This window comes from Microvirga tunisiensis (genome assembly GCF_009296175.1).
Lineage (GTDB): Bacteria > Pseudomonadota > Alphaproteobacteria > Rhizobiales > Beijerinckiaceae > Microvirga > Microvirga tunisiensis.
Genome location: NZ_VOSK01000098.1, coordinates 1 through 21,390, shown reverse-complemented (window position 1 = coordinate 21,390; position 21,390 = coordinate 1). Strand labels below are relative to the sequence as shown.

The window sequence follows — 21,390 nt, the reverse complement described above, 5'->3', positions numbered from 1 at the left end:
GATCAGCTCATTGCGTGTTGTCATGCTCACCTGCCTCATCATCGCCCCCGCAGCTCGCCAGAGCTCGGGAGCAAATCAGATGAGGCAACGATCCAAAATCAGGGAGCAATTCAGGCGATGCAATGCGCCTGTCGCCGACCCGAAGGCCACCACCTACAGGCCCGTCATCGCGCTGTTCGGCATGACGGCGTTGATGGCGCTTGCCACCAGTTATGCGGTGTACGGCAATCCCTTCACCGTGCGTGCGGCCGAGTGGTTCATCGCCTTCAGCATGGCCGTGCTGGCGCTCCTGAAGCTCCAGAACGTCGAGAGCTTCGCCACCATGTTCCTGAACTACGACCTGCTGGCGAAACGGTGGGTGCCTTACTCCTACATCTATCCCTTCGCCGAAGGCTTGGCTGGTGTGTTGATGATCGCCGGGGCGCTGACCTGGCTGTCGGTGCCGGTCTCCCTGTTCATTGGCACCGTGGGGGCCGTGTCGGTGTTCAAGGCGGTTTACATCGACAAGCGCGAGCTGAAGTGCGCCTGCGTCGGCGGGGCGAGCAACGTCCCGCTTGGGTTCGTGTCGCTGACCGAGAACCTGATGATGATCGCCATGGCCGTGTGGATGGCGCTCGCCGCCTTCGGCCTTCAGGTCGGTACCGCCCACGGGATGTAGCCTACGCGCGGCGCTTGACCTTGCCATCGTTGGAAGACGCACGGCTCCTCCAACGCCAGCGCAATGACGCTCGCTGCCTTTGGCCGGTCTATCGGCACGGCGCTCGCGATGCACCTCAATGCGTAAGATCTTCACCCCACTGCCGGGAGTTTATTGATGTCACTTACAACTTCCATGCAGGCCGGGCAGTCCGAGTCCCCGAGTGGGCGCGGACTCGGCCTGTCCCTGATCGTCATTGCGACGGCACAGTTGATGCTCGTCCTGGACGACACCATCGCCAACATCGCCCTGCCGAGCATCCAGCGCGAGCTGAATGTCTCATCGGCCACGCTGCCGTGGATCATCAATGCCTACATTCTCGCCTTCGGCGGCTTGCTGCTGTTCGGCGGCCGGGTCGGCGACCTCTTCGGGCGGCGGCGGGTGTTCCGCATCGGCCTCGGCGTGTTCACGGTCGCCTCATTCCTCGGTGGGCTGGGGACGAGCGCGGAGCAGTTGATCGCCGCCCGCGGCCTGCAAGGCATCGGGGCCGCCCTGACCGCGCCCAACGCGCTCGCCCTGATCGCCACCACCTTTCCGGTGGGCAAGCCCCGCAACTCCGCCATGGCGGTCTACGGGGCCATGTCGGCCTTGGGGATCACCATCGGGGTGCTGCTCGGCGGAGTCCTGACGGGCCTGCTGAGTTGGCGCTGGGTATTCTTCATCAACATCCCCATCGGCCTGGCGGTGCTCGCCGGCTCCGGAGTGCTGGTCGAGGGCGAGCGCCACTCCAGCAAGCTCGACGTGCCCGGCGCCCTCAGCGGGACGGGCGCAGTGGTCGCGCTCACCTACGGCATCACACATGCCGGTGAGCACGGTTGGGGCAATACGGTGACCCTGGGCTCTTTCGCCGTGTCCCTCGTCCTCGCCGTACTCTTCCTGGCGCTCCAGGCCCGTGGCAAGCACCCGATGCTGCCCCTCGGGCTATTCCGCGACCGCAACCGCTCGGGCTCCTATGCCAGCATGCTGTTCATCGGCGCCGGGCTGATGGGCACCTTCTATCTGCTGACGCTCTACCTTCAGCAGGTCCTGCTGTTCAGCCCGCTCTGGACCGGCGTGGCCTCGCTGCCCTTCAGCGCCGGCATCATCCTCGGGGCGGGCATCAGCTCCAAGCTGGTCGAGCGGCTTGCGCCGCGTCTCGTGGCCGGACCGGGGCTGCTGGTCGGGGCTGCCGGCATGGCCTGGCTGTCGACGCTCACGGTGGGCTCCTCGTACGCCATGCACATCCTGCCCGCGCTCTTCATCACGTCGTTCGGCTTGGGCATGGGCGCCGTCACGATGACGCTCACGGCCGTTCACGGCGTTGCCGAGGAGCGGGCCGGCGTGGCCTCGGCGCTCGTCAACATGGCGCAGCAGATCGGGGCCGCGCTCGGGCTGGCAGTGCTGACGACGATCTCGCTCTCGGCGGCCAATGCACGCCTGCCCGGAGCCGCCATGGCCCTGCAAGAGGGCCTCGCCGGCAATGACGCAGGCGTCGTGGCGAGGGCGGGAGAGGCGCTGACCTACGGCTACACCACGGCCTTCCTTGCCGGGGCCGGGATGCTGCTGATCGCAGCCATCGTCGTGATCGCGGCCGTCTCTACCCGGCGGACCCAAGGTGCAGCGACGGCCGATGCCATGGCTTGATGGGCAGGGCGGTTTGGGCGGGGCCGCGGCCCACCGCCAGGATGGACCAATGCGGGTAGGAGCTTTGCCGACGACGAGCCGTTGTCACGCAGGCTTCTGCGCCGACTCCCTGATCCTGGTGCGGAGCGAGGCCTCGAACGCCTCCTGTTCGACTATCTTCGTGGCATGGGCGACGAGATCGTCGCGGGATACGATGATGATGCCGTCGCGGTCGCCTATGATCGCGTCTCCCGGATTGCACACGACGTTGCCGCAGGCCACGGGTGCTCCGACGGTGCCGGGTCCTGTCTTTGAGGGACCCGCAGGATTGACTGCCCGGGCGAAGACCGGCAGGCCAAGTCCCTCAATCTCGTCGACGTCGCGGACGGCGCCGTCGATCACGACAGCCGCGATGCCGCGTGCCAGGCCGATCTCGGCCAGCAGGTCGCCGAACACCGCGCGGTTGACTTCCGCATTGCCGTTGATGACCAGGACGTCGCCTGGGACCGCGTCGTCGAGTGCGCGATGGATGGCCAGGTTGTCGCCTTCGCGGGTCAGGACGGGGAGGATGGTGCCGTAAAACCGGGCATGCCTCGTCATCGGACGGATGGCCGACGCCATCATGCCCATCCTGCGCTGAATGTCGCCGATCAGGGCAACCGGGTACCGCGCAAGGACCTCGATCCGGTCGAGCGGAGCCCTCGTCCAATCGGTCGTGACGCTGATGGATTCGGTGGATGCGTTGATGAACATGATCTCGATCTTCCGTGATGGTTATGCGCTGATCCGGTGGCCGGCACCGGTCACGCCGGACGGCACGTCGTTGATGGCGCAGTCGGGGCGGCCGCCCTCGAGGACGCAGCGGATGGCATCGGTCGCGATGTGCCCGACACGCATCAGGGCTTCCTGTGTCTGGCCGCCGACGTGGGGCGTCACGATCAAGTTCGGGAACTCGGCGAGCGGGATCCGATTGTGCGGCAGGGGATCCGTCATGTCGGCATTCTCGGCATCCAGGACGTCAAGCGCCGCTCCGCCCAACTTGCCATTCCGGAGCGCATCGACGAGGGCGGCCTCATCGATCAATCCCCCACGCGCGGTGTTCACGAGGATGGCGTGATCCTTCATCCGCCCAATGACGGCCGCATCGATGATGGTGCGCGTCGAGGGCAGGAGCGGCAGGTGCAGACTGAGGATGTCGGATTCCCGCACCAGTTCGTCGAACGGAACGAGATGCAGGCCAGGATCGGGCTCTTGTCGGAGAGCAGGATCGGTAACAAGCACTCTCATCCCGAAGCCTTCGGCGATCCTGGCCACGTGCCTGCCGATGTTGCCCAGGCCGAGAAGCCCGATTGTGCGGCCGTTCAGCTCAATCCCGGTCAGCGCCATCCGGTCACCCGACCAGTCACCATTCCGCGTGCGGGCCGATGCCGTCCGGACCTTCCGGCATAGAGAAAGGACGAGAGCAAAGACATGCTCAGCCACCGCCCGGCTGTTGGCCCCAGGGGTGTTAGTCACCCAGACGTTCCTGGCCGTTGCCGCCGGGATGTCGACCGTGTCGGTGCCTACGCCGTGGCGTGCAACGATCTTGAGCTTCGGAGACTCGGCAAACATCCGCGCGGTGAAAGTACCAGACCGAAGGAGGACCGCTTCGACCTCGCCCTTGACATCGTCGTAGGCAACTGCGTCCGGCCCGTACCCGCAGAAAACGGTCCCCAGCGTCCTCAGATCCTCCAGGACATCCTCGTGGATCGGACTTGAAACGAATATTACCGGCATCTCACTCGTACCTCTGTCTGACCAATGACCGCCGTCCAACGACCCCTGAGCGGGCCGACGGCGTCATCGGCGTCAGTGACGGGTTGGGCCTGCCTCCACGACTATGCAGCCGAGGAGGCAGGCTCGTTCGGAGCCTCACTTGGGCAGGCTGTCTTTGGGCAGGGTGTCCGCGATCGCGCGTAGAACCTTGGCGTTCTCGCTGAGGGACTCCTTCCACTGCGAGCCCGAGGCGTAGGACAGCACCGGCGCATCACCTGGCGAGGATGCAATGAACTCGGGGTCGCGCACGCTGTCGGCAATGGCGGCTTCGAGGGCGCGCACGACCATGTCAGGGACACTCTTGGCTACGGCAAAACCGCGCTCCGAGGACATCACAACGGGCACGCCCGCCTCCTCCGCCGTGGGCACGCCCGGCAGGGCCGGCAGGCGCGACTTCGCCAGGATGGCAATGACCTTCAGGTCGCCCTTGGCACCGCCGTGCAACTCGGCGACCTCACCGGCGCTGATCAGGCCCACCTCCAGGTGTCCGCCCAGCAGGTCGGTCTTCTGGGCTGCCGTTCCCCGATACGGAACCTCGTTAGCCTGCACCTTGGTTGCGTCGGCCATCAGCCGGAGCGCGAGATGGCCGTTCGAGCCAACGCCGTTGTGGCCGAACGTGATTGAGCCTGGCTTGGCGCGTAGTGCCTCGACGATGTCCTTGAGGTTTGAGAGCTTGCTGTCGGCGCGCACGACCACCACGGTTGGGTCGTCGACGACCCGCGCCACCAGCCGCACGTCGTCCGGGCTGTACTGGGACTTCTTCGTCATCGGCACGAACAGGAAGCTCGGCACGTTGACCACACCGATGGTGTAGCCATCGGGTTCGGCACGGGCGATCGCAGTGGTGGAGATCTCGCCCGCAGCGCCGGGCTTGTTGAGCACGATGAACCTGGCCTTGCCGCCCAGCCGCTTTTCCATGAACGGGATCAGCTTGCGCGCCATGATGTCGGTGCCGCCGCCGGCTGGGAAGCCGACGATCACCTCGATCGGCCGGTCCTCGGGCCAGGCCGCTAGCGCGGGCTGGCACAGGGCGAAGCTTAGTGTCGCGCCGAGTACGGCATGGATTGTTGGCCGCATGATCATTCTCCTTATTGGACGTTTCCTGAGCGGCAGGTTCCGCGATCGGATGATGTCCCACAAGCGAATAATTTGCGTCAGGTCATAGTCGTTTTCCGACTTAATCCGGCTGGTGCCGAGAACTGCGCCACCTCGCTCACGCATTGCAAGAGCGTGGGGAGCATCGCGCGATGGTCGTCCGCGCGATGGACGAAACAATAGCGCATGGTCGGCAACGGAGGGTCGCTGGGCAAGGCGACGAGCGCGCCGCTCTCGACCCAGGGGCGCATGAAATCCATCGGCAGGAAGCTGAGGCCCACATCCGCCATCGTCAGGCCGATGATCGCCATCAGGCTGTTGCTGGCGACGGTGCGCTGCATGTGCAGCCCCAGTCCCGCTGCCCAGACATCGAAGGCTTGGGTCACGCCCGAGCCCTCGGACATCGTGATGACCGGGTGGCGAGACAGGTCCTGTGCCGTGAGCACGCTCTCGGGGGCGACACGCCCGGGTGCGGCCATCCACGTGAAGTGCACGTCGCCGATCCCGTGGGCGGCGATCTGTGGATTCTCGGGCGGTATCGGGATGATCGCGAAATCCAGCTCACCCCGCACGACCTGGCGTTCGAGGCGTCGGCCGAGATCGACGAGGGGTTGCAGCACCAGTTGCGGATGCTCGGTGCGCACGCGCGCTACGAAGCGCGGCAGCCAAGTCAGGGCGCCGAGTTCGCTGATGCCGAACCGGCACGTGCCCGTGAGCGTGGGCGAGCTGTTCAACACATCGCGGATTCCCTCCTTGAGCTCCAGCATCCGGGCCGCGACGGGCAGGAGCCGCTGGCCGGCTTCGGTGAGCTGAGCCCGCTTGCCAGAGCGGTCGAAGAGTTCCGCCCCGACCCAGGCCTCGAGCTCGGCGATGCGCTTGGACAGGGACGACTGGGTAACGTAGGCCCGCTGCGCGGCCAGCGCGAAGCTGCCGAGCGTGGCAGCCAGGTAGAAGGCTTCGAGTTGCTTGAGGGTCATCACACCAGTCCAATCGCATGCGTGCGTCGCCGCGGCGACGGACCTCTCGCATTCGGTCACGATCGGCGGAACGGTGACAGGGCTATCACGACATATGCGAGAAAGCGATCTGATGGCCGCTGTTCAATTCGCTTGTCTTCATACAACCGAGCGGGATCGCCTCGAGGTTGCCCAAGGAGCTTGTTCTTGAGTGAAGGCCTTCGCTCTCATCAGTTCGTTGCCGGTACGCCGGCTCTGGGTGGGCCTGGGAACCCGACTCTGAAACCGAACGGGCTCCCTGCTCCTGCCAGAAGGTAGTCTACTCGCACCGTAGACACTGCCGACTCTGAATGTCGGGATCTGGCACGAGGCGGACCTTGGCCGTATTTCCGCATTGGAGCTGTAAGGCGCCTTCATATGAACTCTCTCAAGGGCTCTGCTTGACCCTGAGCAAACTTTTCGGCCGGAAATAGACTTCATCAGAACTCTGATATTAACCTGGCAGGCAGCAACCCCACTCGCGGATGATCCTTGGCTCTGTCAGCCTCAAGATCATCCGCTTGTGCGGACGCGCGTGTCACCCGGTGTCTCGCCCCAATGCTGCTTGTAGCACCGATGGAACCAGGAGAGGTCGTTGAAGCCACTGCTGAATGCTATGTCGGCGATGGTGCGTCTGCTCTGCCGAGTGTCGGTCAAAGCGCGATAGCAGATATCTAACCGCGCTGACACGAGCATCTCCCTAAACGTGCTCCCTGTACCTTCGAACAGCTTCTGCACGTAGCGCGGAGAGACCTTCAGATGTGCAGCGACCTTGCCGATGCTTAGTGCCGGATCTGCCAGATTGTTCGTGATGAATTGTCGGGCATTTGCAAGTCGCGCCTGTCGAATTCCACTCTGATCGGGATCGGATGGTGCAGCTGGTTGGAATACCGCCACAGCCAGATCACACAGGATCGAACTGGCCTTGCTCATAGCCTCTGGCGGCAAGGTAGAGACCGTCTGTGACAGTGAAGTCACGTAGCCTGTGAGCAGGGCTCCCATTCCGCTGCCGCCACGCACGTGAACCACGGGTCGGTTCAGGGGAGTGAATTGACCGCCAATGAGGTGGCGAGGAACATGAAGGATAGTCGTCCTGACAGGACGCATAATTACAAAGCTGTCGCACCGTTCGCTCGTGTCAAACAGCAAGAGATCTCCAGGTCCTGCTTTGTACTCCTTCCCTTGGTAGAGCCCATGCACAGCTCCTTCGTGCAGGTGATGCAGGCAATAGGCCGTTTGTGAAAGGCGAGCGATCTCAGGCGCGCTGCGGCCCATGCGATGAACAGGCAGACGTGCCCTGGCCATCTGCACGTCACCGATCCCATGCAAGTCGATCGACGCATGGAACGGACCGGGGTCGGTTCGCTCGGCCCACAACCCGAACCAAGTCTCACAAACCACTTCACGCCAGTACGAGAACTGCTCCGCCGGAGTGCCGCGGTCGCTTATTTCAATCCGGGTTTGCATGAACCTCCCCGCTCGTTCGAGATGGTTTCGAATAAAGTCGGCAGCTGCCCTCACCAGACACTGTTCCAAAGTCACAGAGCGCAGAGATCATTCGGTGCACCTGCGGATTCGAGCAAGCCTATGCAGTTCGCCGACGGCCATAACTCGGTTCGTCTCCCACCAAGACACTTTGGGCCAAGACGGTAAAGCTTAAGGTTGGACGGGCGACGTCATAACGTCAAGACAAGTAGATCTTTCGACTGCCCCTCAAAGCAGCAGACTGCTAAAGGGACTAGCGACAGTTTCATACCCTTGTCGGAGTGTGCTGATCCAGAACCAAACTTGATGTTACTTTGATGCGCAAAAGATCTGATCAAGAGCCGGGCGATGATCTGCAGTGGTGCCTCAGCGCGAGGTGGCGCGACAGCGGGATGGCCGCGTCTCAAACTACTCATCGGCATGATGATCATCTGGCATGAGAGCTAGCCTGAGACGAGCGGAACATCGTGCCAACCGGCTCCTGTTCGCTTTAGAGGCGGATGATCTGGCCTACCTCGAGCCCTATCTTGAGATGGTCAGCCTGCAAAGAGGGCAGATCATCTGCGAGGCAGGCGAAGTGCTACACTATGCGTATTTCCCGCATGACGCTGTGATTTCTCTTGTTGCAGTGATGGAGAATGGCAGCACGGCTGAGATGGCCGTCTGTGGCCGAGAAGGTGTGGTGGGTCTTATTCCGACATCGGTTACGCGCCAAGCCTTTGGAAACTACGTTGTCCAGATGGCAGGAACCGCCTCCCGAATTTCCTTGGATCAGCTACAAGCGGCAGTCCAAGCACGTCCCCTGATCGCACGCCTGATGAACTGCTTCGCAGAAGCCATGCAGGCTCGCATTCTCCAATCAGTTGTATGCAATGCGGTTCACAGTGTTGAACAGCGCCTGTGCCGCTGGATCCTGAGCACCCGTCACAGAACGGATCAACTGGTGCTGCCACTCACCCATGAGGTTCTGGCGGAGCGTCTCGGCGTTCAGCGCTCGACAGTGACTGCCATCATGGGGAAACTTCAAGCAGTCGGAGTGATCCAACAGGTGCGGGGCGGCATCACCATAGCTGACTGTGTCAAACTCGAACAAAGCTCCTGTGAGTGTTACCGGAGACTGTGGACGATATTTGAGCGCCTGCTGCCACATACATTCAAAGCCGAACGAGGCTGACCAAGAACTAAGTCTTGCCGCTGTGCGAGGGCTCAGGTTCCCTTCAGCCCATGGCAATCGAGGCGAGCGGGCCCATAAGGTCCCAGCTGTTGGTGGACCGCCGCTGGCAGTAGGTCGAGGCGCTTGCTGGCCGGCGGTTCGGAACACGCGAGTGCATACGCTCTCCGAATAACCGCTCCTCCATCGGATGGATAGGACGGCTTTTGGAAGGGGCTGACCTTAGCCTTACGTTCACGCTGCCGGGATGAGCGGACCTTCGCATCGATATCAGCTACTACTAGCTTGATCCGATACAGACCTCAGCGCCGGATCATTGCTGAAGACATATGGCGTCCAATCCGGCTCTGGGCCGCACGACATAGGCCTCAGATTAGGATCATCCATTTTAGCCGCCCCGGACCCGTTGCTCTTTCGTTGCCAGGGGCAGAGCTTCAAGCGAGCCGGAGCAACCAAATTCAGGAGATAAAGCCCTCTCATCGGGATTATGTCTCCGTCACGGCTTCGGTAAACAGGGAGGGAACTATGGTCCTCGTCACTGTCATGTACCCGAACGAGCCCGGCTCATCGTTTGACCGGGACTATTACCTGCAAACGCACCTTCCGCTTGTTCGGAGGCGTTGGGATCCGATGGGTCTTGAGGACCTGCGACCGGTGCGTGGGGTTGGCACAGCCGACGGCAGTCCTCCGCCCTACCAAGTGATGGCGCTGCTCACCTTCCGCTCCATGCAGGACTTTCAGGACGCCGGGAAGGCGCATGGCCAGGAGATCTTCGCCGACATCCCGAACTTCACCGGTGTGAAGCCCGTGGTGCAGATCAACGAGAGTCTGGCTTAAACCATGGAGCAACGGCGCCTCGACAGGCGGGAGGTGCTCTGATGCGATCCCATCGGATGGCGCTCACGCCCAAGCATGTGGCACAGGTAGCCTCTTGAGATGATAGGCCGCCGAGAGCCCGGCCTGGCCGGCTCCGATGACAGCGATCCGCACCTTGAGCGCGGTGCCCGATGTAAGGGCATTAGTGGTGCATCCGGTAAGTCATGCACCCCTCGGCAGGAGGGCAATGCCAGGTGAGCGGCGAGGCCGATGCCGACGGCGTTTGCCCCAGACGAAGGGATGGCGGTGTGCATTCCAGTAGACTGTAGAGCAGTGAATTGCATCGGCGATCTGCTCCCAGCTCTCCAAGCGCCGACCCGCTAATGCGAGGGAGCGCAGGATTTTCCACCACGGCTCGATTAGGTTGAGATAAGCGGCGTACTTGGGCTGGAACACCATCTCCCAGCGCGGATGCACCAGCACAAGCAGCAGCACATCCGTCGTGCGATGAGAGCTCAGGTTATCCATGATGGCGTACACTCGCTCTGTCGTGCTCGGGATCCAGCTCTCAACGTGGTCGAGGAAGTCGACCCAATGCGCACGGTTCTGTTGCAGCTTTGAAGCTCCCCTTGCCTGGGCTATGACGGTGAGAGGGTTGAGAGGGGCTCATGGCTAAGGCAGGCAAGAAGAACCCGTTCAAGGGTCGGCAGTTTACGGCGGAGATCATTCTGTGGGCGGTGCGCTGGTATCTGCAGTTCTCGATCAGTTACCGCGATCTCGAGCGCATGTTCTCCGATCGTGGCATTCAGGTCGATCACACGACCCTGTTTCGCTGGATTCAGGCCTACGCACCGGAATTGGACAAGCGCATCCGTCCGCATCTGCGCATGACAAACGGCTCCTGGCGCGTGGACGAAACATATATCCGAGTGAAGGGCGAATGGGTGTACCTGTACCGCGCCGTTGATTCAGCCGGGCAGACCATCGACTTTCTGCTCTCGCCCAAGCGGGATGCGGCGGCTGCCAAACGCTTCTTCCGCAAGGCCTTGAAGCAGCCGCATACGGTCAATCCACGCACCATCACGGTCGACAAGAATGCAGCCTATCCTATTGCGATGAAAACCATGAAGCGGGATGCAGAACTCTGGCGTTTTGCCAAACTCCGGCAGGTCAAGTTCTTGAATAACATTGTCGAGCAGGATCACCGGCGCATCAAGCGCCTGGTCCGGCCAGGGCTGAGCTTCAAGAGCCTCATGACGGCCACCCGGACGATTGCCGGCTATGAGGCGATGGCGATGATCCGCAAGGCACAGGTCGAGAGTGCACCAGCGAATGACATGGGCGCTCAGCGCGACTTCATTGCGACCCTGTTCGGCGCAGCCGCGTAACCTGCGTCCTTGTCCGGCCTTCGCCTGACCTACGTCAGGAGTTGCAACGGAACCTCTCGAGGGGAGTGTCCGCAAGTCCGGCAACCGCGTGAGGGTGACCGCGCAGCTCATCGATGCGGCCTCCGAAGCCCATCTCTGGGCCGAGCGGTACGACGGCGACCTCGGCGACATCTTCGTCATTCAGGACGAAATCACCGCAAGCGTCGTCGGCCGCATCGGTCCGGAACTCCTGGCGGCAGAGCATGCCCGCGAAAGCCCCAAGCCGCATCATGGCCTCGATGCCTGGGAATGTGTCGTGCGAGCCGTGTTCCTGTGTTCCCAGTTGTCTGAGGAGAGCAGCCGGAAGATGCTCCCCCTGCTCGATCGGGCCATTGGACTGGCTCCCGATTATGCCCAGGCGCTCGCCATGAAAGGTTGGATTACGATGTGGCGCGCGTTCCAGGGGTGGGAGGACATGGGATACGCCCTGGCCCTTGCGAGGAATGTCGTCCAGCAGGCCATTGCCGCCGACGATAAGGAACCGTGGGCTTACCTTGCGCAGATGATGACGGCCTATGCGACGCGTGACGATGTCCTGGCGATGGCAGCGGTCAGCCAGGCTGTCGCGATCAACCCCAACTCCGCGTTTGCCCACGGCCAGTTGGGACTTGCGCACGCCAACGGAGGCCGCGCGGCGGAGGCCATTCCTTGCATCGACTACGCCCTCAGACTGAGCCCGCGCGAGGCTTTTCTCGGCGACTTTCAGTTCTACTACGCCATGGCTTACTTCCAGGGCGCGAATTACCAGCTTGGATTGAGTTATGCACGGGAGGCGCATCGCCTGCGGTCCGGCCACGCATATCCGCTGGTGATTGGCACGGTCTGTGCCGGACTTCTGGACAACCAGGAGGCTGCCACGGACTTGCTTGGGCGGCTCAAGTCCCTAGTCTCTGACATCTCATGGGACTGGGTCGGAGCAACATCTGGTTTCGTACGTGCCGAGGATCGGGCGCGCCTGATCGAGGGACTTGCCCGTGCCGGCCTGAATTGACGGGTTGGATTGAATCAAGAACGTCCGTTCATGGCACGGGGCTGACCTTATCCGGATTTCTGGATTGGCATCGTGAGCGGACCTTCGTTTGGTGCGCTCAACGTTACACTTCGACCCCGAGCTGACCTTCGCGGGATTGCTCAGCGTAAGTGGTTGCGTTTTCAGCCCATTAACCATGACGGGAAAGATTGCCTTCCAAGTGGCCCAGCGCCGTAGACGGCACAGCGCACGCTGATCAACATGGCTCCCGAAATTGCGACAGGGCTGGGGACCACCGGGGGCACTGTCATGTTTCGTCCCGTAGGGCTGCTCGTGGCGGCAGCTCTTTGTTTAAGCTTGGAGGGGTGCTCCAACGAGGTTCCGCACACCGTGGCGGCTGTCGGGCGGGCCACGGTCGCTGCTCCCAAGCACGCTCCGCCTGTCTCGAAGGCTGCATCCCACCAGGCTCCGGTGCAGACACGCCAACAGCCCCCATTCACGATCCTCGCGGGTGGAGATGAACACGCTGATAACCGCCTTGTCCTCGACTTTGCCACAGCCCTTGAACGCAACCGGCTCCGCCTCGGGCGGAGCCAGGGACCAGAGAAAGACCTTCTCACGCTCCTCCATAATCCCGGCATTGATGTCGCGCTCATCCCAACCGATGCCATCGAGTCCCTGCCTCGCCAGGTGCGGGCGGGTGCTCATGAGCACCTTCGCTACCTTTTCCGGGTTCCAAGCCAGCGCCTGCACATCTTGGCGCGACGCGACATCACAACCATTTATGACCTCAACGGGCGTAAGATCGACATTGGCCGGCCTGGCAGCGGCAGCTCTCTGACGGCGCACCTCATCTTTAACAAGCTTGGAATCAAGCCGGAATTCACGAGCTCTGATCGGATCACGGCGTTTCAGCACCTCCGCTCGAACGAGATCCAAGCAATGGTTCTGCTCGACTCAGATACGTCGAAGGACGTTCTCGCATTCGCATCCGACGGAGACTTTCACCTCGTACCCATCTCGTTTGAGGCGCTCGCTTCTCCGTTGGAGGAGCTTATCATCCATTATGCTCCAAGCCAGTTTTCGGGCGAAGAATATCCTAATCTTGTCCACCCAGGCCAACAGGTCGAGACCATCGCCGTCACGCGTGTGCTCGCTCTCCGCAACTGGCCAGAGGGAAGCGCTCACTATGAGCGTCTGGCGGATTTAAGTGAGGCTCTTTCAACCTACTGGTTCGACGAGAACCAGAAGCCAGCCAGTAACGGAATTGATCCGGCCGAGCAGGCGCTTGGTTGGAAACGCTTCAGGCCGACCGAGATCCTGCTCGCGCGCAGAGCCCAGCAGGCTGAAGAGCGCCGTGCGTTTGAAGAGTTTACAGGGGTACAAGGAGTTTGCCCTCTCTTGGACGCAGCAGCGCGCGAGCGCCTGTTTGATGCCTTCCTGGCTTGGCGGAAGGCCCGAGAACAAGATCCGAACACCGCTGGTTCTGCCTCCGACAAGAAATGACAGACGCACTCGGCTGGAAAATCAACAGAAGATCTAAATGGCCGAAAGCCTGCCGAACGATCCCGATGGTCTGGGTGTGGCACGACGCGGAAGTAGACTGAATGTCCGCTCAAGCAGGGGGCACCGGACCTTCATGCCGAGCAGTGAATTTCCTCGGATGACCCAAAGCGGCCTCTTGCATCTGCCTAGTCAAGGTTCCTGACTCCCGATGTAATCTCACCAACGTCCTGGATGAATTCGGCTACCTTGCGCAGCTCGCCCTCCGTGAAGCCACTGCTCTCCTGAACGAAGATCTGCTCAAGCTCCTTGAACCGCTTCACCGCGCCTTGAGCTCGTTCGCTGTCGAGTTGGACAAGGAGGCTGCGCCGGTCGTCGGGATTGGGGATGCGGCGAATGAAGCCGGCCCGTTCCAGCCGATCGAGAAGCGCGGTTCCCGATCCGGAGGTCAGGTGCAGTGGGAGCCGCTCGGTGTCGTCTGGTGCCGTACGCCAAAGCGCCGCAGCAGGTCCTCGCCGCGCAGTTGCCGCACGTCGGCGATTACCGAGGCTCGATCCAAGTCGCCGCTATCTTGGCCGTGCGAACGGTCGGCTGATCGAGCAGCTAGGTCGCGACGAACCGCCAAATTGGAGCCGACGCGGGCCCCATGCCGGCGGAGTTCAGCTCTCCTTCGCTGTCGGATGAGACATCTCCAAAGCCGCTAGAGCTTCGGAGAGGCGCCGTCTGGCTTGGTCGATCTCACTTTGCTTGATCGCATCGAGATCAAGGAAGAGGTCGAGCCCCATCACATGCTCGACGATGACCTGAGACCTTTGCGCAAGTTCTCCCAAAAGTCCTTCGACCGCATAAGGCACGATCTCGCGCTTGATGCCTTTCATGACGATGGGTTCCAGAGGCTTGGCCCGCACCATGTCGCGAACGAGGGCGTAGGTTTCATAGCTCAGACAGATGCCGCCGGGCTCCGCGATAGCCTGCAGACGGGCAGCTATGTTCGCTTCTGCTCCGATGATCGTGTAGGCCATTCGATCCTCGCTGCCGAAATTGCCCACGTTGCAAAAGCCCGTATTGATGCCCATGCGCACGCGCATGGGAAGGTCGATCCCCCGTTTGCGCCAGCGGGCGTTTAGGTGCTCCATGTACTGCTGCATATCGACAGCCATGCGCAGACAGGCTCTTGCATCCTCTTCAACGCCTTTCGTTTCAGGATCGCCAAAGAAAATCAGGATTGCATCGCCAACGAACTTGTCGATGGTCGCCCCGTGCCGGAGGGCAATGACGGACATCTCGGTGAAGTATTCGTTCAAGAGCTGTGTCAAATCTTCCGGCTGCAGCCGTTCCGAGATGGTGGTGAAGTCCTTGATATCGGAAAAGAAGATCGTGAGCTTTTTGCGCTCGGTGGCGATCGCCACATCCTTCTGCCCGCTGAAGATGCTCTTGTAGATCTGAGGGGACAGATACTTGGCAAGCTTCCGCGAGATCCCGGCGAGGAAATCGTTCGCCTCGGTCAGCTCCTGGTTCATGCCGCGGATCAGCCTCGCCTGTCGGCGCTGCAGGAGGATGCATGCAAAGCCGGCGAGCGAGGCCAGCGAGAGATAGCTCAAAGTATATTTGAACGTGAAAATATTCTCGAAGATCGGCTGCCTGACCGAGATCTCCTGGATTCCGCGCACGTCGCCGACCTTCCAATCCGTCTTCGGGCTGTCCGGATGCGCATTGTGGCAGCTCACACAGCCTGGCCCCATCACAACGGGCGCGGCCGTCCGGATATTCTTGTCGAAGAGAGACCCTGAAACTTCCACGACGGGCTGTTCAGGATTGGCTTTCAGCCGGGCCAGGGCTTCCTTCTCGAAGCCGTCCAGTTGATGAGGCTCCCGACCCTTGAATGGCATGTCGGAGACGAAGCGGTATTTCACCGAGCCGTCCTGAGCGCTGATGCGCTGCCCGAGTTCAATCGACAGAGTGGCCGGGATCGGAATGGCTCCGGCTATATCACGATACTTGTGAGTGACCATCACCGGCTCAGGCGACTGGAGAATGCGCACCGGCTCAGGCGACTGGAGAACGCGCCCGAAAACATCGCTGCCGTAGAAGCTACGCATAGCGTCGATGATGCGGCTGGCTTCGCTCACCTGCATCCGCAGGACGCGCTCCGAGAGGATCTGCAGGTCGAGCCATACGGCGACAGGTAGGCCCAGAACGCCCAAAAGCACTGTTACAACCAGCAGTGTACCCACCGCACGCTGTTGATAGGAAGCCCGTTCACCCAGTCCAGCCATAGCCAGTCTCGCGGTCGAACTTTTGCCGTAAGACCAATCATTTGCCTATGTCGGTGGGCTTGCAACCCTTAATTCATGAGCGCCAGAAGTCCCCCGCCCGCGCATTCTCGTCGCCAAGATGGGCCAGAACGGGCACGGCCGTGGTCAGACGGTGATCGCCTCGGCCTCGACGTGGATATCGGTCCGCTCTTCGCGACCCCTGCGGAAGCCGCGCGTCAGGCCATCGAGAACGACCTACATATTATTGGCATTGGCATGTCGTCCGCTGGGGGCACCTGACGCTTGCACCGGGGCTAAAAGCCGAACTCGCCAAGTATGGCCACGAGGATATCATGATCGTGGTCGGCGGCGTAATCCCGGGGAGCATCAGGATCTATGGGGCAGGCAGTGACCGACTGTCCGGAAGACTGCGACCATCCTCAATCAAAGGCGGGATTAAGGGAGGCTACCCTACGGGCGGCATCGTTGCCCCCGACTTCCTCATGCTCCCCAGATTGGCTGCCTGGCTCACGCTGGGCGTTTTGCTTTAGACGGACAACGGTAACAACAGCCTCTGTGGCCAGCAGAAACCCCGCTCGGGGGAGAGCCGAACGGGGCTTCCTCTTGCCTCAGCCTGATACGCAACGCAGGCTGGGTTCTGTATAGCAGCAAGGAGTAAACGGCTTGTTGCTCTTATCCGCACCAATGACGCCGGCGCTCTTCCCATGCTTCCCGGCCGTCACGTCCAGGAAGTGCGGGGCCTTCAGCAATCAGAGTTTCACCGACGTCCCGGTCATCGGCACGAACCCGGGCGAGGGTGCGCCTGTAACGGTCTTGTCGCTGTCGATCGATCTGCACCCGCTCTCTCCGGAGGAGTTGCACAAGCCGTTCCTTCGCCTTGGGGCCTGCTACCAACTCGGCATCACACCGAGGCCGAAAGCTCTCCGGAGCATCCACGTTCCAGAGCCGGATCCGCTCTGATCCTATGGCGATTGTGTCCCCGTCAACGATGACGGCATGGGGTCCATCGAAGGATTCAACAAGGCTCGGGAGGTTTACGAAGGTCAACAGGCCAAGAGCAACGCACAGGGTAAGGAGAAGGTGGAGGGCAGCGCGAATGTCCATGCGGATCATGTCGGGCACTCGTCGCCCACTTGAGCTTCAGAGAACCCGCCGCGGTCAATCCCGCTCATAGGTGCGCGGCAAGAGTTCCTGGAACTTCTGCCGAATGACCCCATAGCACTCACAAGCCGCTTTCTGAAGCTGAGGGCGGTCGACGACCGTAATGCTGCCTCTGCCTTGCCGGATCAGACCCTTGTCCTGAAGCGTACGCGTGACGTCGGTGACCGTTGAACGCTGAACTCCGAGCATCTCAGCCAAGAACTCGTGGGTGAGAGGAAGATCCGCTCGGCCCACTCTGTCTTGGCTCATGAGAATCCAGCGACAGCAGCGGGTCTCCAAACTGTGCACAGCGTTGCAGGCGACCGTCTGGAGAGTTTGAGCCATCAGCGCCTCGGTGAAGCGCAGGACCAAGCTCTGGATCGCAGGCCGGGCCGCCATGGCCTCATGCATCCGGCTGAGTTCAATGGATGATGCGGCGCCGCCCAGTTGGACAATGTAGCGCCCAAAGGCTTGGCGGGTGGCAAATGCGCTCACCAAGCCGCACACCCCCTCGCATCCAAACACCGCCATCTCGGCAGACTTGCCGTCTCTCATGATGGTCACGAGGGACACCATGGCATCGTGTGGGAAGTAGATGCGGTTGACGATTTCGCCGGGCTCATAGAGCACCTGACCTCGTTGCAGGTTGATGGCGGTCAAGTGCGGCTCCAGATAGGCAAAGTCCTCTGCCGCCAGAGCAGCCAGCAGACGGTTGTCCTGCTCTTTTGGCGTTCTCTGCACAGGTGTCATATCAGGATACTCCCAATCGACAGGGACAGAGCGCCACGCCAGATCACACAGTGAGAACGGAGCATGGTCGAGCCCCGCCTTCAGCTGCCAGAGCAATAAGTAATTCGTACCGGTTATGATTGTTGCAAGCACAAGTAGACGGGCCCAGTCCACGAGGAAAGGGCCCGTCGTGACATGCAGTCACTCGCTACGTGCGTTGATCCGGCAAAGCCGGCTGTTAGATCCAGATTGTCGAGCGGAAGGATACCTCCGACACTCAGGCTGACCGTGGGGAGGCCTGCTTCGACCCAGGTGGTGTCTGTATCCTAGCCTCCATCCATTCAGGCCCGGGGCAGGTTCTCGGTCCGAGAAATGGAAGGATTGACTGCCGTGAGAAACCTGCATGCGCAGTCAGGCCAATCCTTCTGTGACGGCGAGCTGTAATCCAAACAGCTCCCGTCGAGAGAGCAAGCACCAAGGGCCAGATTAGTTGCAGCGTGGCCGAAAAGAAAAGGCCGGGCAAAACCCACTCAGCTTGATCAACAGAACACGGTTCGAAAGCCTCTCGGATCAAGCTAGACGTTGCTGGATCCACTGCTTAGCAGCTTCCAGAGTTGGGAATATTGGGTGACTGAGCCCGTCAAGACGCCCAAACCCTGCCTCTAGGAGCCAATGGCCGGGGGTTCCCCCGCTCTTTTCCGAGAGTTGCGTCAGCACCGCCACAAGCCGCCTGTCCTCGTCAAAGACCAGCATACCCTCTTCATCGAAGCCATTGCCCACACGGACAGGCTGAAGAGTGAGGCTCATGCGGCTGCATCCTTCTGCATCAGATGCAGGTAGGTCGGGTCAAACTCGCCTACCTGGTTCAACTTCTCCCAATCGGGAATGTTCAGCCGTTCGCCCTTCAGTGCGATGTTGCCGTCTTATCCCTCACTCCCGTGCAGGTCCAGCACGGCAAGGATGAGGGAAAGGCCGATGATGTGGTCCGTGTCCAATCTCGCCTCCAGAGCGTGCTCCAAGTCGTCCACTTGAGACCGTTGTGGGTCCAGCGCCGCCAACTGCGCCTTTACGAACATACCCTGTGGCGTCTTCGCCCGCGTCCGGACAATTCGCCCCTCCAGCTCATGCAGATCTGCCACGGCTTTGCGAGCGGCTTTGTCCGCCTCTTCAAAGCCGCTCTGTTCCCGTGCGGCCCGCATATTGGCCAGGTACCTGTCCCAAGGCAGCAACGATTTCATCCGCTCGGGCTTGAGCCTCCGGCCACGGCTCCAATGCCGTCTTGGTCCGGCCCTCTCCTCTTTCCGGAGCAGGCTGCTGAATCCCTCCCACAGTGGTCTTACGTCGAAGCTGCTCCACCAGATCCCGGCCAAAGGCGTCGTCTATACCTTATGATAACTGACGCTGCGCTCGGTGCTGTCAGGCTTCGCGTACCATGAATCCTCCCGGCGTCCGGCAGGTTGCCAGCGCCTAACGTTTCAAGACAGCCACTCCTCACCATCCGCCTTGAGGCGAGTGGAGACGACGTTATCCCCTCTACCGCGTTCGATCAGATCCCGGTAGGCCCTGAACAACTGCGCATCCGTCAGGTTCTGAATCGAGCCATCTAGGTGGCCGTTTACCCTTCCCCTCCAGATGCTTAAGGCTAAGGTTAACTGTATGTTAACCATACTCCTCTCAGTCTCAGGGACGAGTGTATCGAGTTCGAAGGTAAGCATCCGTGCCCGATCGAAAAAGAAAGTCCGAAGCTGCGAGCATCAATCACGACGCCAAGAACCGCATCGCTGAGCTCATGCGAAGCGTCTACTTCCCACCTGATCCCAGCCCCATATCCGACGAACAGCTTGATCTTCTTCTTGCCCTGCGCCGAAAGGAGCGAGCGCGTAATCAGCCTACATGAGATAGCGGGACGCCCTTGTTGCACGAAAGGGCGGGTTGGTGGCTTGATCTGGATGTCATAGGAAGGCTGTGCCCTCCTGATCTCGGATTTCTACCGTGCCGTTCAAGACCAATGCCGCTCGCCAGCACCACATTCCGAGACAGCGGCACTGGGTGACGAACTGGTCCGAATACGATGCCGCCCTGCGTCAGTGGGGAAGTCTCACCGTCTGGTTCTCTGACGAGGCGATTGCGGCTTGGCGGGCCGAGCCCCGCACAATACGAGGCGGTCAGCCGCAATACTCAGCTCTGGCGATTCAAACGGCCCTGACGCTGCGGGCGGTGTTCCGGCTGGCGCTCCGTCAGACCGAAGGCTTGATCGGCTCGATCCTCAAACTCCTGCGTCTCGATCTGGCCGTGCCGGATCATTCCACTCTGAGCCGTCGGGCCGAGACCCTCGAGGTATCAAGACCAGTCTCACGCACTGGGCCGGTGCATCTGTTGGTCGACAGCACGGGCCCGCGGCTATGCGGACTCGGTGAATGGTTGGTCGAGAAGCATGACACCCGAAGGCGGCGCGCCTGGCGAAAGCTGCATATCGGCATCGATGCTGAGACCGGGCAGATCCTCACCTCAGAGCTGACGACCAGCGATGTTGATGATGGCTCGCAGGTTGAGCCCTTGCTCGACCAGATCACAGGTCCACTTGCCTCCTTCATCGGTGATGGAGCCTACGATCAAGCGGGCGTCTACGGCACCATCGGCAAGCACCACCCTGATGCTGAAGTCATCGTTCCACCCCGATCAACGGCAGTGCTGAGCGAGGATGGGGAGACCGCTCCGACCCAGCGCGACCGGCATCTCCAAAGCATCGCCTAACATGGACGCATCGGCTGGCAAAGGCATCCGGGTACACTCGCCGTGCCCTCGTGGAGTCAGCTGTCGGCCGGCTTAAACGAGTGATCGGCGACGCCTTGCGCTCGCGGACGGACCGACGTCGCACGACGGAGGTCGCCATCGCCGTTCATGCCCCAAACCGCATGCTTGAGCTTGGACGCCCGAAGTCCGTCCGGATCGCTTAAGCAAAGGCGTGGGGCGGGCTCAGTACGTCCACCAACCGATCCGTGCAACACAGCCGTTTGGTGTTCCATCTCGGCATTGAGCTCGGCCCCGAGCAGGACGGTCGACAATCGTGATGTGACCTCGCCCCTGCCGGATTAGACCTCTGCTCTGGAGGGCGTGGATGACCACGCTCACCGACGAGCGTTGGACACCAAGCATAAATGCCAGCAGTTCGTGCGTGAGGGGGATGTCGTCTCTTCCCACTCGGTCACACGTCGCACAGATCCAGCGGCATGCACGAGCCTCAACACTGTGGGCCGCATTGCACGCCGCGGATTGCAGGGTCAGAACCATCAGCGTCTCGGTGTAGCGAATCATCATATCCTGGATGCCTGGACGGGCATTGCTCGCCCGTTTCAACCTGGCGGTCGGGATGCGCGAGGCAGCACCGGGGATCTGCACCAGGTAGCGCCCGAACGACTGAAGTGGGATGCCGTCAAACGACAAGCCAACCAAACCTTCTCGACCGAACGTGGCTGCTTCGGCAACCCGGCCATCTCCCATGCCCCGAACCAGCGAGACAACCGAACCGTGCGGGAGGTAGGTGTCTGGATGCGAGACCTCCTTGGCATGAGCGATGACCTGGAGGGCTGGCGGCAACGCGTCTGCATCGGGTGGCTTGTAGCGGCGGTTGGCGAGCTTCGGCTCGGCAGCCAGGCGGCTTCGCACAAC

The 21,390-nt window shown here is 61.3% G+C and carries 22 protein-coding genes and 2 pseudogenes; 10 read left to right on the top strand and 14 right to left on the bottom strand.

From position 1 onward, the window contains the following. Both FS320_RS21230 and FS320_RS21225 read left to right on the top strand, forming a co-directional pair. Positions 1-658, top strand: a 658-nt coding sequence (locus tag FS320_RS21230; protein WP_280178282.1) for a MauE/DoxX family redox-associated membrane protein, incomplete at its 5' end; no start/stop codon positions are given. A 156-nt stretch (positions 659-814) separates the two neighbouring features. Next, entirely contained in the window at positions 815-2,320 is a 1,506-nt protein-coding gene (locus FS320_RS21225) for an MFS transporter (RefSeq protein ID WP_152713946.1), read from the top strand. 84 nt (positions 2,321-2,404) lie between these two features. On the opposite strand, the gene FS320_RS21220 is transcribed toward FS320_RS21225, so the two are convergent. The 5 genes from FS320_RS21220 to FS320_RS21200 form a co-directional block, all read right to left on the bottom strand. Then, complete coding sequence (locus FS320_RS21220; RefSeq protein ID WP_152713945.1) at positions 2,405-3,052, bottom strand: RraA family protein; 648 nt, start codon at positions 3,050-3,052, stop codon at positions 2,405-2,407. A 21-nt stretch (positions 3,053-3,073) separates the two neighbouring features. Next, a complete protein-coding gene (locus FS320_RS21215) occupies positions 3,074-4,075 on the bottom strand; it encodes a hydroxyacid dehydrogenase (RefSeq protein WP_152713944.1) in 1,002 nt (333 codons plus the stop codon). A 135-nt stretch (positions 4,076-4,210) separates the two neighbouring features. Continuing rightward, entirely contained in the window at positions 4,211-5,191 is a 981-nt protein-coding gene (locus tag FS320_RS21210; RefSeq protein ID WP_162003130.1) for a tripartite tricarboxylate transporter substrate binding protein, read from the bottom strand. A 77-nt stretch (positions 5,192-5,268) separates the two neighbouring features. Further along, positions 5,269-6,186: a LysR family transcriptional regulator gene (locus FS320_RS21205; RefSeq protein ID WP_152713942.1), complete on the bottom strand. Its 918-nt coding sequence runs from the start codon at positions 6,184-6,186 to the stop codon at positions 5,269-5,271. 531 nt (positions 6,187-6,717) lie between these two features. Then, positions 6,718-7,671, bottom strand: a complete 954-nt coding sequence (locus FS320_RS21200) for a helix-turn-helix domain-containing protein (protein ID WP_152713941.1) — start codon at positions 7,669-7,671, stop codon at positions 6,718-6,720. Between the two features lie 454 nt (positions 7,672-8,125). Between FS320_RS21200 and FS320_RS21195 the strand changes: the two genes are divergently transcribed. Both FS320_RS21195 and FS320_RS21190 read left to right on the top strand, forming a co-directional pair. Further along, complete coding sequence (locus tag FS320_RS21195) at positions 8,126-8,863, top strand: Crp/Fnr family transcriptional regulator (RefSeq protein WP_244627278.1); 738 nt, start codon at positions 8,126-8,128, stop codon at positions 8,861-8,863. Positions 8,864-9,385: 522 nt separating this feature from the next. Next, complete coding sequence (locus FS320_RS21190) at positions 9,386-9,697, top strand: EthD family reductase (RefSeq protein WP_152713940.1); 312 nt, start codon at positions 9,386-9,388, stop codon at positions 9,695-9,697. A 201-nt stretch (positions 9,698-9,898) separates the two neighbouring features. Here FS320_RS21190 and FS320_RS21185 read toward each other — a convergent pair whose 3' ends face one another. Next, complete coding sequence (locus FS320_RS21185; RefSeq protein ID WP_152713939.1) at positions 9,899-10,291, bottom strand: transposase; 393 nt, start codon at positions 10,289-10,291, stop codon at positions 9,899-9,901. 53 nt (positions 10,292-10,344) lie between these two features. On the opposite strand from FS320_RS21185, the gene FS320_RS21180 reads away from it, so the two are divergent. From FS320_RS21180 to FS320_RS21170, 3 genes are all read left to right on the top strand, one after another. Beyond that, entirely contained in the window at positions 10,345-11,064 is a 720-nt protein-coding gene (locus tag FS320_RS21180) for an IS6 family transposase (protein ID WP_152713938.1), read from the top strand. A 94-nt stretch (positions 11,065-11,158) separates the two neighbouring features. Continuing rightward, positions 11,159-12,094: a hypothetical protein gene (locus FS320_RS21175; protein ID WP_244627277.1), complete on the top strand. Its 936-nt coding sequence runs from the start codon at positions 11,159-11,161 to the stop codon at positions 12,092-12,094. 288 nt (positions 12,095-12,382) lie between these two features. Further along, positions 12,383-13,579, top strand: a complete 1,197-nt coding sequence (locus FS320_RS21170) for a TAXI family TRAP transporter solute-binding subunit (RefSeq protein WP_162003129.1) — start codon at positions 12,383-12,385, stop codon at positions 13,577-13,579. A gap of 185 nt (positions 13,580-13,764) precedes the next feature. Here FS320_RS21170 and FS320_RS50240 read toward each other — a convergent pair whose 3' ends face one another. Then, positions 13,765-13,899, bottom strand: coding sequence for a hypothetical protein (locus FS320_RS50240; protein ID WP_338105431.1), 135 nt, complete (start codon positions 13,897-13,899; stop codon positions 13,765-13,767). 336 nt (positions 13,900-14,235) lie between these two features. Further along, positions 14,236-15,852 carry an adenylate/guanylate cyclase domain-containing protein gene (locus FS320_RS21160; RefSeq protein ID WP_152713936.1) on the bottom strand — a complete coding sequence of 539 codons (1,617 nt, stop codon included), beginning with the start codon at positions 15,850-15,852 and terminating at the stop codon, positions 14,236-14,238. Positions 15,853-15,946: 94 nt separating this feature from the next. On the opposite strand from FS320_RS21160, the pseudogene FS320_RS50820 reads away from it, so the two are divergent. Further along, positions 15,947-16,382 (top strand): annotated as a pseudogene (locus FS320_RS50820) (hypothetical protein); the annotation flags it as partial. Positions 16,383-16,524: 142 nt separating this feature from the next. Here the strand turns inward: FS320_RS50820 and FS320_RS48130 are convergent. Next, a complete protein-coding gene (locus FS320_RS48130; RefSeq protein ID WP_338105432.1) occupies positions 16,525-16,788 on the bottom strand; it encodes a thermonuclease family protein in 264 nt (87 codons plus the stop codon). A gap of 60 nt (positions 16,789-16,848) precedes the next feature. Between FS320_RS48130 and FS320_RS48125 the strand changes: the two genes are divergently transcribed. Further along, positions 16,849-16,989 carry a hypothetical protein gene (locus FS320_RS48125; protein ID WP_162562909.1) on the top strand — a complete coding sequence of 47 codons (141 nt, stop codon included), beginning with the start codon at positions 16,849-16,851 and terminating at the stop codon, positions 16,987-16,989. Between the two features lie 21 nt (positions 16,990-17,010). Here FS320_RS48125 and FS320_RS21145 read toward each other — a convergent pair whose 3' ends face one another. From FS320_RS21145 to FS320_RS21130, 4 genes are all read right to left on the bottom strand, one after another. After that, positions 17,011-17,742: a Crp/Fnr family transcriptional regulator gene (locus FS320_RS21145; protein WP_152713935.1), complete on the bottom strand. Its 732-nt coding sequence runs from the start codon at positions 17,740-17,742 to the stop codon at positions 17,011-17,013. A gap of 549 nt (positions 17,743-18,291) precedes the next feature. Further along, positions 18,292-18,528: a hypothetical protein gene (locus tag FS320_RS21140; RefSeq protein ID WP_152713934.1), complete on the bottom strand. Its 237-nt coding sequence runs from the start codon at positions 18,526-18,528 to the stop codon at positions 18,292-18,294. Between the two features lie 116 nt (positions 18,529-18,644). Beyond that, positions 18,645-18,959: a hypothetical protein gene (locus FS320_RS21135; RefSeq protein WP_152713933.1), complete on the bottom strand. Its 315-nt coding sequence runs from the start codon at positions 18,957-18,959 to the stop codon at positions 18,645-18,647. 237 nt (positions 18,960-19,196) lie between these two features. Continuing rightward, entirely contained in the window at positions 19,197-19,436 is a 240-nt protein-coding gene (locus tag FS320_RS21130; protein WP_152713932.1) for a hypothetical protein, read from the bottom strand. A 277-nt stretch (positions 19,437-19,713) separates the two neighbouring features. Here FS320_RS21130 and FS320_RS21125 point away from each other — a divergent pair. Further along, positions 19,714-20,678: pseudogene (locus FS320_RS21125) on the top strand (IS5 family transposase). A 19-nt stretch (positions 20,679-20,697) separates the two neighbouring features. Here the strand turns inward: FS320_RS21125 and FS320_RS21120 are convergent. Continuing rightward, on the bottom strand, positions 20,698-21,390 hold a 693-nt coding region (locus FS320_RS21120), incomplete at its 5' end, for a Crp/Fnr family transcriptional regulator (protein WP_152713931.1).